The organism is Paracidovorax sp. MALMAid1276 (assembly GCF_049198005.1).
Lineage (GTDB): Bacteria > Pseudomonadota > Gammaproteobacteria > Burkholderiales > Burkholderiaceae_C > Acidovorax.
Genome location: NZ_JBMIRS010000232.1, coordinates 24,418 through 35,071 on the forward strand (window position 1 = coordinate 24,418; position 10,654 = coordinate 35,071).

The window sequence follows — 10,654 nt, forward strand, 5'->3', positions numbered from 1 at the left end:
GGCAGGGGGACAACGCCCTCGCTGCGGGGCGGCCCTTGCTCGGCGTTTCTGGCCTGGGCCGCGCCAGGATCAATGGGGCGCGCACAGCTCAACGCACGACCAAAACTCAAGATACGCTACAGCGGCTTCTGCCGCCACGCCACCACCGCACCCACCCACAGCGCACAGGCCGAAAACACCAGCCCGCGCGCCAGGCCGCCCGGGCCGTCGGCGATCCAGCCCACGACGGTGGGGCCCACGATCTGCCCGGCGGCAAACACGATGGTGAACGCGCTGATGCCGCTGGCCCACAGCGCCTGCGGAAGGTTGTGCCGCACCAGGGCCGTGGTGGACGCCACCACCGACAAGAACACCCCGCCAAACAGCAGGCCCGACGCCAGCACCACGGGCCAGGCCGACGTGAGCGCGGGCAGCACGGTGGCCACGCCCAGCAGCGCGTTCAGCCGCGCCAGCGCCTCGCCGCCCCGGCTGCGGTCCAGCAGGCCCGCCCAGATGCGCGACGACACCACCACCGCCAGGCCCAGCAGCGCATAGAACGCGGTGACGGCGCCGCCGCTCGCGCCCTGCTCGCGCAGCAGCGCCACCACAAAGGTCATGTAGCCGATATAGCCCACGCCGAACAGCGTGTACCCCAGCAGCGCAGGCGCCAGGGCGCGCCAGCGCACGCGGGCCGGCGGGGGCGTGAGGTTGAACGCCGTAGGGCTGGTGGGCGGGGGCGCCAGCGCCTGCAGCGCCCGGGCCGGCCAGCACAGCAGCGCCGTGGCCGCCACGCAGGCCACGGCCAGCGCCCACCACGCCCAGGCCCAAGGGTGCGGCGCAGCAGATGCGGCACCCAGCACTGCGGGCACCAGCAGCGCCGACAGGCTGATGCCCCAGCCCGTGCCGCCGTAGTACAGCCCCAGCAGCAGCCCGCTGCGTGCCGGATCGTGCGCGCCCAGCCGCGCGGCCAGCAGCCCTCCGGCAATGAACACCAGCGCGCTCGCCACCCCGGCCAGCAGCCGCTGCACCAGCAGCAGCGACGCATCGGTGAAAAAGCCGCTGAGCGCCATGAACACCGAGGCCAGCACCGCGCCCGCCACCAGCACCCGGCCCGGCGGGGCGCGGCGCAGCAGCAGCGGCGTGGCCAGCGCGCCCAGCAGGTAGCCCAGCGCGTTGGCGGTGTTCATGCCCCCGGCCAGCGTGTACGACCAGCCCAGGTCGTCCCGCATGGGCGGCAGCAGCAACGCATAGGAAAACCGCGTGATGCCCAGCGAGATCGCCGCCCCCATCGACAGCGCCACGGCGAGCCACAGGGCAGGAATGGGCGCCGGGGCGGCGGCAGAAACATCAACCGGGGTGGGGCGTGTGGACATGGCTTTTTGATTCTGCCGCACACCGGCGGATCGCGCCCGGCCCCAGGCGTCCCCCGCACAGCCCCGCGCGGTTATCACAAAAGCAGAAGCCTTGTTGACGCATCTGTGCTGCAGGTTTTGCGCTGCAGCATTACGCTTGCGCCCGTTCCATCATTGGTTTGCACCCCATTTTTTCTCTCTCAGAAAGCCCCGACCCATGCCTTTCCTGTCCGATCCCGTGAAAGCCGGTGACCTGCAACTGGCCAACCGCATCGCCATGGCGCCGCTCACGCGCAACCGCTCTCCCAACGCCATTCCCACCGATCTGGTGGCCACCTACTACACCCAGCGCGCCAGTGCCGGCCTGATCATTTCGGAGGCCACCGCCATCAGCCAGCAGGGCCAGGGCTATGCCGACGTGCCGGGTCTGTATGCCCCCGAGCAGATCGCGGGCTGGAAGAAGGTGACGTCGTCCGTGCACGCGGCGGGCGGCAAGATCGTGGTGCAGCTGTGGCACGTGGGCCGTGTCTCGCACACCGACCTGCAGCCCGGCAACGCCGCACCCGTGGCGCCCTCGGCCGTGCAGGCCAATACCAAGACCGTGCTCATCAAGGATGGCGTGCCCACGTTCACACCCACCTCCATGCCCCGCGCGCTGGAGCTGGCCGAAATTCCCGGCATCGTGGCCGACTACCGCCGCGCCGCGCGTGCCGCCATCGATGCGGGCTTTGACGGGGTGGAGATCCACGCCGCCAACGGCTACCTCATCGACCAGTTTCTCAAGACCGGCGCCAACCAGCGCACCGACGCCTACGGCGGCAGCATCGACAACCGCGCGCGCCTGCTGCTGGAAGTGACGAAGGCCGTCACCGAAGAAATCGGCGGCGGCCGCACCGGCATCCGCCTGTCGCCCGTCACGCCTGCCAACGACATCGTCGATGCCGACCCGCAACCGCTGTTCGACTACGTGGTGCGCCAACTGGGCCCGCTGGGCCTGGCCTACCTCCACCTCATCGAAGGCGCCACCGGCGGCCCGCGCGAGGTGGAAGGCCGCCCGTTCGACTACGCCGCCCTCAAGGCCGCCTACCGCGCTGCTGGCGGCCAGGGCGCCTGGATGGTGAACAACGCCTACGACAAGACCCTGGCGGAAACCGCGCTGGCCCATGGTGCCGACATCGTGGCCTTCGGCCGGCCCTTCATCGCCAACCCCGACCTGGTGCAACGCCTGAAGACCAACGCCCCGCTCAACGAGGTGAACCGTGCCACGCTGTACGGTGGCGGCGCCGAGGGCTACACCGACTATCCGGCGCTGAGCGCCTGACGACGCGGGGCGCAGCGGTGTGCCATCGCGCTCCGCCCTTGTCTACCGTTCGGGCTGAGCCCGTCGAAGCCTTGCACAGCGCTTCAACCCGCTCAGCGTGAACGGTTTTGGTTTTGTAGTGGCAGTGGCGTGCGCAGACGACTCACCCCAGCCCTATCGGACTGGGAGCCCGCATCATGATGCGGGTGAACAGCCGGTCATAGGCCGCATCGCGCGGCTTGCCCGGGGCCAGCGGGTTGGTGTTGCTGGCAAAGGCCGCGTCGATGGCCACCCAGTCGCCCGGCTGCAGGCTTTCCTGCGCCGCCGGCAGCACCACGGTTTCTTCCAGCCGCATGTGGTCCAGGTAGAAGCGGATGTACTTCTGCAGCGCCTGGGCAAATACCTCACGCCGCGCATCGCCCATCAGCTCCCAGCCCAGCAGCAGGTGCTGCAGTTCACGCACCGCTGCTTCACCGCCAGCATGCTCACGCTCCAGTTGCGCAATGGTCTCTGCGGCCTGGGGAGAGCGCTCGGCCACCCGGGGGAACAGCCACTGCGATTCCTTGGGGTGGTGCTGCCGTTCGGGAAACTCGTCGATATAGAACAGCATCGCCCGCATCACATCAAAAAACGCAGCCGGCTCGTCGCCCGGGCCCTGGTCCAGCATCAGGCGCAGGGAGTGGAGCACGGCCGACAGCGACGCATGCTCTTCGCGAATGGTTCGCAGGCTGATCGATGGCATGGCGCACGCTCCCGCAGAGTGAACAACAGGGCCAAGGGTGCCACGGCAGCGCGCTGCCGCCCATGATGCAAGTCAACAAACCGGGTGCAAGAGCGCGGCAATGCACGGTTGCGCAGCAGCAGCACCCGCCAAAAAAACAAAGGCCCTGCAAGCCAGGCCTGCAGGGCCTTGTGCACGGTGCACGCGCAGTGCACCGGGGGTATAGAAGAACTCAGCGCGTCAGTCGGGCCGGGGTGGGGCCTGCGGCCAGCGCCTGGGATTCCGATGGGTACGGCGCGGCCACGGCGCGGGGGGTGTGGTGTTGGCCATGTCCCATGGCCTCTGCCAGGCGGAACTGCTGCACCACCTGCGACAGGCGGGCGGCCTGCTCGCGCAGCGACTCGGCGGCGGCGGCCGACTCTTCCACCAGCGCAGCGTTCTGCTGCGTCATGCGGTCGATCTCGCCCACCGAGCTGTTCACCTGGCCAATGCCGGCCGACTGCTCGGACGCTGCGGCCGTGATCTCGCCAATGATGTCGCCCACGCGCTGCACGCTGCTCATGATGTCCTTCATGGCCGTGCCGGCTTCTTCCACATGGCGCACACCGCCGTCCACCGCCGTCACGCTGCTCTGGATCAGGCCCTTGATGTCGCTGGCCGCCGCCGCGCTGCGCTGCGCCAGGCTGCGCACTTCGCTGGCCACCACGGCAAATCCCCGGCCCTGCTCGCCAGCGCGCGCGGCCTCCACCGCCGCGTTCAGCGCCAGGATGTTGGTCTGGAACGCGATGCCTTCGATGACCTGGATGATGTCCACGATCTTGCGCGAGCTGCCGCTGATGGCTTGCATGGTCTGCACCACCTCGCCCACGGCCGCGCCGCCGTGTTGCGCGATCTGCGAGGCCTTGACGGCGAGCTGGCTGGCGGACCCGGCGCGCTCGGCGTTCTGGCGCACGGTGGCGGTGAGCTGCTCCATGCTGGCGGCGGTCTGGGTGAGCGAGGAGACCTGGTCTTCGGCATGGCGCGACAGGTCGGTGTTGCCATGGCCGATGTCCGCTGCAGACGTGCTGATGGCATCGGCGTCCTGCTTGATGCGCGCCACCAGGTCGGTCAGCGTGTCTTCCATGGTGCCCAGCGCCTCCAGCAGCCGGCCGAAGTCCCCTTTCAGCTCGGAGCTGAATTCCTGGCTCAGGTCGCCCGATGCCACAGTCTCCGCAATCAGGATGGCCTGGTTCAGCGGCGCCACGATGCCCGCGCGCAGGCTGACCACGGCCACCAGCGCCAGCACAAAGGCGGCCAGGCTGCAGCCGATGACCCAGGCGCGGGCGCTTTGCAGGTGCGCCAGCGCCGCCGAGCCGCCGGGCAGCGCCTGCTGCGCGGCACCGATCTGAGACAGCGCCGTGGCCATCAACAGCAATACCAGCAGCGCCAGGCTGCCAAACGCCAGGGCCAGGCGCGTTCCGATCTTGAGGTTGCTCAGCATGTCTCGGGGGGCGTTTCAACGCCTGCAGGGATGTTTTTGGGGAGGAAGACGGGCGGATGAGAGGCGCGCGATGCACCAGCGCAAGATGCTAGCAACGAAACGCTTTGGTGGGGGCGCGCCCGCGTACGTACATCCCACAATCGCCAGGCCTCAGCCGGAATGCCCCGCGCCCCGCGCCCAGCCGGGCGGCAAGCGGCCGGGCGGTCTGAGACAATCCCCGGGTGGACATCTCCAATCTCATCCAAACCGTTCTGATCTACGCCCTGCCGGTGCTGTTTGCCATCACCGTGCACGAGGCGGCCCATGGCTATGCCGCGCGCCACTTTGGCGACAACACGGCCTACATGATGGGGCGCATCACGCTCAACCCGCTCAAGCACATCGACCCGGTGGGCACCATCCTGATGCCGGTGATGCTGTATTTCGCGACCTCCGGCGCTTTCCTGTTCGGCTATGCCAAGCCGGTGCCGGTCAACTTCGGCAACCTGCGCAACCCCAAGCAGCACATGATCTGGGTGGCGCTGGCGGGGCCCGCGTCCAACTTCTTCCAGGCGATTGCCTGGGCCGTGCTGCTGGTGGTGCTGGTCGGCACGGGGGTGGACGAGCGCTTCTTCGTGGAGATGGCCCGCGCCGGCGTGCTGGTCAACCTGGTGATGTGGGCGTTCAACCTGTTTCCGCTGCCGCCGCTCGATGGCGGGCGCATTCTGGTGGGCCTGCTGCCCTGGCGCCAGGCGCACTGGGTGTCGCGCATCGAGCCCTACGGCTTCTTCATCGTGCTGGCGCTGGTGGTGGCCGGTGTGGTGGGCACGCTGTGGCTGCGCCCGCTGATGTCGCTGGGCTACAGCGCCATCAACCTGCTGATCACGCCGTTGACCGCACTGATCCGCTGAGCGGGCGGCGGCCGCTTTTCTTCCCTCTTTTTTCCTACGCAGATTTCGTTCCCATGAGCATCACGCGCTACCTCACCGGCATCACCACCACGGGCACGCCCCACCTGGGCAACTATGTGGGCTCCATCCGCCCCTCGGTGGCGGCCAGCCTCTCGCCGGGTGTGCAGAGCTTTTACTTTCTGGCCGACTACCACGCGCTCATCAAGTGCGAGGACCCGGTGCGCATCCAGCGCTCCACGCTCGAAATCGCGGCGAGCTGGCTGGCGGCGGGGCTGAACCCCGAGCACGTCACCTTCTACCGCCAGTCCGACATCCCCGAGATTCCAGAGCTGACCTGGCTGCTGACCTGCGTGACCGGCAAGGGCGTGCTGAACCGCGCCCACGCCTACAAGGCCAGCGTGGACAAGAACACGGCGGCCGGCCGCGAGCAGGACGATGGCGTGACGGCGGGCCTGTTCATGTACCCGGTGCTGATGGGCGCAGACATCTTGATGTTCAAGGCGCACAAGGTGCCCGTGGGGCGCGACCAGGTGCAGCACATCGAGATGGCGCGCGACATGGCGGCCAGCTTCAACCACCTGTATGGCGAGCACTTCGTGCTGCCCGAAGCGGCCATCGACGAGCATGTGGCCACCCTGCCCGGCCTGGACGGCCGCAAGATGAGCAAGAGCTACGACAACACGATTCCGCTGTTCTCCAGCCGCGATCAGCTCAAGAAGCTCATCGGCGGCATCCTGACCGACTCGCGTGCGCCCGGCGAGCCCAAGGACACCGAAGGCTCGGCCCTGTTCCAGATCTACCAGGCGTTTGCCACGGCCGACGAGACCGATGCCCTGCGCCGGGCGTATGCCGATGGCATTGCCTGGGGCGACGCCAAGCAGGTGCTGTTCGAGCGCGTGGACCAGGTGATTGCCCCCATGCGCGCGCAGTACGACGAACTCATCCACAACCCGGCGCGCATCGAGCAGACCCTGCTGGCCGGTGCCGAGCGCGCCCGCACGCTGGCCACGCCCTTCATCCGCGAGCTGCGCACGGCCGTGGGCCTGCGCAGCCTGGTGCAGGGTGCCACCGCTGCCAAGCCTGCCAAGGCAGCAAAGGCCGCCCTGCCCGCGTTCAAGCAATACCGCGAGGCGGACGGCCAGTTCTACTTCAAGCTGGTGGATGCCGATGGCCGCCTGCTGCTGCAGAGCACCGGCTTTGCCGCACCCAAGGACGCCGGCCAGGCCATCGCCCGGCTGCAGCGCGAGGGCGCGGGCGCACTGGCCGGGCAACTGGCCGCTGTGGAGGGAGTGAGCGATGCAGATGTGGGCGCCGCGCTGGCAGCGTTGGCGCAGGCGGCGGCGGCTGCCTGAGCATTTGCTCATATTTTTATAGCTCCTAGCGCTTACTGGATAAGCGCTAGAGGCCAAAAACATGCAGACTTTTCAGTCCATGCTGTAGCGCACGCTGGTCCACAACGTGGGGCGTGACGTGCCATGCAGGGGCGCCTGCAGGGTTCCGGCCCAGGCCCAGCGGCGGTCGGACGATTCGCGGAACAGCACCAGGTTGAGGCTCCAGCCCGCGCCCAGCTGCGCGGTGTTGGCCTCGTCGGCAAAGCGGGTGCCCCGGTAGACCAGGGTGAGCAGGGTCATGTCGCGCGCGCCGTGCCGCAGCACGTTGCCCACCACCGCCGTGTGGCGCGGCACGCCGGGCAGCAGGTTGCCCGCGTGCTGCATGCCGGTGTTGCGCGATTGCGCCCAGGTGTAGCTGCCCAGGATGCTCCAGCGCGGGCTCAGCACCCGGTTCACCGCCCCGCCCACTTGGCGCAGGCTGCCTTGGCTGAAGCGCGGGTTGCCGTTGTAGGCGTCGATGGCGACCTGGCCCGAAGCGCTGACGGGCGCGAGTACGCCCGCCCGGTCCGACACCGAAATGCCCAGGTCCGGCACGGCCAGGCGGCCATCGGCCAGCGTGGGGTTGACGATGTGCTGGCTGCTGGCCACGCCCCAGGCAAAGGTGCGCGCGTCGAGCTCCCAGTCCAGCTGCACCGCGCGCTTGCGCGCCAGGCTGCCCAGCCGCTGGTACTGGTGGTCGATGGGGATGGCCCCCACCGCCACGGGCGCCAGCGTGTGGGTGGCGGGCGCGTGCATGCTCTCCACATAGGCCGCGTGCAGCGCCCGGCCCGGGCCGATACGGTACGACAAGCCCAGCCGTGGGCGCGCGCGGCGGGAGTGGCCGCTCTCTGCAATGTTCGGCGGAAAGAAGTCTTCGCCCGAAATGAGGCTGTAGTAGCGGCTCACGGAGCGCGTGTGCAGGCGCGGCCACGCCAGGCCCGCCTCCCAGGCCCAGGGGCCGCGCTGCCACTCGCCCGCCACCCAGGGCATGTCGAAGCGGGCCGTGGTGGCGCCGTCCGAGCCCTCCCAGGGCGCAGCCGTGTCATACAGGCCCGAGAGCCCCTGCGCACGCACATGCTCCCACCCCGCGCTGATGCGCTGGCCGGGCGACTGCACCACATGCCGCAGCATCACGCCGTCCATGGCGTCGCGCACGCGCGAGTCCTGCAGGCCCCAGCCCAGGCTTTCAAAATCCAGCACCCGCCGGTTGGTGTTGCGCGCGTGGTGAAACTTGAGCCAGGTCTGCGCGTCGGCCGACCAGCGCCACGAGCCCCCCGCGTCGGTGCGTGTGCCCTGCGTGCGCGCCACCCCGTCGAAGCGGGCACTGCCGATGTCGATGCCGCCGGGGTAGCCCACGCGGTCCGAATCCCGGTCGTGCACCACAAACAGCCCCAGCGCATCCACGGGCCGCGCCCCCCAGGCCAAGGTCAGGGCGGGCGATGTCAGCCAGTACGAGCCGGTGTCGCGCGGCCACAGGCGCAGCCCGTTGGCCCGCACCAGCCAGGCCATGGGCAGGGTCGAGGCCTCCACGCCCCGCGCGGTCACCGCCCCCGCCAGCGACGAATGCACCGGGTTGCGCTCTGCCGCTGCCACCCATGCGGTTTCACGCCCCGCCGTGCGCAGCACCGGCAGATGCCGCTCACCCACGCCCAGCGCCAGCGGGTCGGCCAGGTAGCCCTGGTACAGCTCGGAGTTGCGGCTGAAGTCGCTCTCGTACCGGTTGGCCATGAAGAAGTGGCTGCCCGCCCAAAGCGGGTAGTACGACTGCTGCGCATAGGCCCGTGCCCAGTGCTCCATGCCGAAGTCGCCCAGGGCCTTGCCGAGGTTGGCCGAGCCCTGGCTGTCGCTGGCCAGCGGGTTCAGCGACTTCAGGTACGGCAGCCGCACCACCGCCTCGCGGGCCGCGCGGATGGCGGCCTCGGCGTCACCACTGTCGTTGCGCATCATCGACTCCACCTGCCAGGGCAGCGGGTCCTTGGGGTCGGCCAACCGGGCGCGCTCCAGTGAATCGAACGCGGCGGCCAGCCCGCCCAACCGGTACTCGGCCACGGCCAGCCACACGTGGGCCTGGGCATAACGCGGCTCGATCACCAGCGCCTTGAGCAACTGCGTGCGCGCCAGCTCCGGGTTGCCCTGCTGCAGCGCCAGAAGGCCTGCACCGGCCAGGCTCACATAGTCGTCACCGGCCAGCGCCAGGGCCGCATCGAAGCCCGCCCGGGCCTCGGCCAGGCGCAGGGCCTCGGTGGCGGCGGTGGCCTGCTCGCCCCGGTAGGCGGGGTGGTCCGGCGCCAGCGCCACCGCGCGCGCCAGGGCCGTGCGCGCGGCAGCCAGGTCGCCGCGCTGCTGCAAAGCACGGCCCAGGCCCCACAGGGCGGCGGCCAGGGGGGCGGCATCCGGCCCGGCCGTGGCGCCTGCCGCCTGGGCCTCGGCGCGGGCCACGGCCTCGCGGTACAGCGCCAGTGCGGCGTCGCCACGGCCCTCCAGGCGGTGCCAGTCGGCGTCGGCCAGCAGCAGCTCCACCGACGTGGGGGCTGCCACCCGGGTGGCATCGAGCCAGGCGCGCGCCTCGGCCCCGCGATCCAGCGCCAGCAGCAGGTCGGCCCGGCGCGCGGCGGTGCGGGCGTCCTGGGTGCGTTGCCACGCACGCGCAAGCCGGGCCTGGGCGGGGTCGATGGCGCCCTCGAACACCTCCAGGTCGGCCAGCACCAGCTCGGCCACAGCGCCGCCCTGCCCCTGGTCGGCCAGCGTGCGCAGGCGCGCGCGCGCCTCGCTCCAGCGCCCGGCATCCAGCGCGGCGCGCACGCTGGCCAAAGGTTCGCCCAGAGCGGGGCGCTGGAACTCTGCCCAGCGGGTGGCGCTGCCCGGGTACGCCATCACCCACTGCACGCGCTCGCGCGGGTTGACCAGCACGCGCTTGACGGGCGCCTGGCCCGGCTCCACATAGCCCTGCTCGGCCGGACCCAGCTGCACGCTGCCCTGAGCGTTGCGCAGCTCCACCTGGCCCGACAGCACGGTGAGCGTGGTGCGCCCGGCCGCGTCCACCTCCACATCCCAGTCGGTGCCGCGCACCACGGCCAGCGCGGCGGGGGTCTGCAGCTGCAGCGCGGCGGGGGCCTTCTTGGTGCGCGCCCACAGGCGCCCGGCGGCCAGCTCCAGCAGGCTGCGCTCGGGCTGAGATTCGCACAGGCGCACCTGGGCGTTGGCCGACATGCGAATCTGCGTGCGGTCTGCCAGCAGCAAGGCCGCCGACGACAGCGCCAGGGTGCGCACATCGGCGCCCGCGCTCAGCTGCTGCGCCAGTGCGGCGGGCGACCAGGGTTCCACACCGGGCGCGCGGGTCTGGCCCTGGCCCGCCAGTGCCACGATCTGCGCCGCCGCTGCGCCCGGCGGTGGCGGCGCGCCGCCGCACTGCGCCCACGCGACCGGCGCGGCGGCCACGCCCAGCCACAGGCCCAGGAGTCTGCGCGGCAGAAGGCATCGAAGCGAAACGCGCGAAAACCGAGGATCGCGGGGTACTACTGACCAGCCCAGGGTGGCCCCCTGGGCGCAGGCGGTAGTACCG

General features: G+C 70.3%; 7 protein-coding genes. 3 read left to right on the forward strand and 4 right to left on the reverse strand.

Annotated features, from left to right (window positions below):
- Window positions 1-116: 116 nt before the first annotated feature.
- The gene (locus ACOQFS_RS18975) at window positions 117-1,352 is read right to left on the reverse strand and encodes a YbfB/YjiJ family MFS transporter (protein WP_421564374.1); all 1,236 of its coding nucleotides are present in this window, start codon (window positions 1,350-1,352) and stop codon (window positions 117-119) included.
- 196 nt (window positions 1,353-1,548) lie between these two features.
- On the opposite strand from ACOQFS_RS18975, the gene ACOQFS_RS18980 reads away from it, so the two are divergent.
- Window positions 1,549-2,652 (forward strand): alkene reductase, encoded by a 1,104-nt coding sequence (locus ACOQFS_RS18980; RefSeq protein WP_421564375.1) that lies wholly within the window; start codon window positions 1,549-1,551, stop codon window positions 2,650-2,652.
- A 142-nt stretch (window positions 2,653-2,794) separates the two neighbouring features.
- On the opposite strand, the gene ACOQFS_RS18985 is transcribed toward ACOQFS_RS18980, so the two are convergent.
- Window positions 2,795-3,373 (reverse strand): hemerythrin domain-containing protein, encoded by a 579-nt coding sequence (locus tag ACOQFS_RS18985; RefSeq protein WP_421564376.1) that lies wholly within the window; start codon window positions 3,371-3,373, stop codon window positions 2,795-2,797.
- Window positions 3,374-3,584: 211 nt separating this feature from the next.
- Window positions 3,585-4,832, reverse strand: a complete 1,248-nt coding sequence (locus ACOQFS_RS18990) for a methyl-accepting chemotaxis protein (protein ID WP_421564377.1) — start codon at window positions 4,830-4,832, stop codon at window positions 3,585-3,587.
- A gap of 221 nt (window positions 4,833-5,053) precedes the next feature.
- Here ACOQFS_RS18990 and ACOQFS_RS18995 point away from each other — a divergent pair, with 221 nt between their 5' ends.
- Both ACOQFS_RS18995 and ACOQFS_RS19000 read left to right on the forward strand, forming a co-directional pair.
- On the forward strand, window positions 5,054-5,722 hold the full coding sequence (locus tag ACOQFS_RS18995) for a site-2 protease family protein (protein ID WP_421564378.1): 669 nt from the start codon (window positions 5,054-5,056) through the stop codon (window positions 5,720-5,722).
- Window positions 5,723-5,775: 53 nt separating this feature from the next.
- A complete protein-coding gene (locus tag ACOQFS_RS19000; RefSeq protein ID WP_421564379.1) occupies window positions 5,776-7,074 on the forward strand; it encodes a tryptophan--tRNA ligase in 1,299 nt (432 codons plus the stop codon).
- Window positions 7,075-7,146: 72 nt separating this feature from the next.
- Here the strand turns inward: ACOQFS_RS19000 and ACOQFS_RS19005 are convergent.
- The coding region (locus tag ACOQFS_RS19005; protein WP_421564380.1) for a FecR domain-containing protein at window positions 7,147-10,654 on the reverse strand (3,508 nt) is incomplete at its 5' end.

Excerpts from the sequence above, each read along its gene's own strand:
- ACOQFS_RS18975 (WP_421564374.1), bottom strand. The coding sequence starts at position 1,352 with ATGTCCACACGCCCCACCCCGGTTGATGTTTCTGCCGCCGCCCCGGCG.
- ACOQFS_RS18980 (WP_421564375.1), top strand. The coding sequence starts at position 1,549 with ATGCCTTTCCTGTCCGATCCCGTGAAAGCCGGTGACCTGCAACTGGCC.
- ACOQFS_RS18985 (WP_421564376.1), bottom strand. The coding sequence starts at position 3,373 with ATGCCATCGATCAGCCTGCGAACCATTCGCGAAGAGCATGCGTCGCTG.
- ACOQFS_RS18990 (WP_421564377.1), bottom strand. The coding sequence starts at position 4,832 with ATGCTGAGCAACCTCAAGATCGGAACGCGCCTGGCCCTGGCGTTTGGC.
- ACOQFS_RS19000 (WP_421564379.1), top strand. The coding sequence starts at position 5,776 with ATGAGCATCACGCGCTACCTCACCGGCATCACCACCACGGGCACGCCC.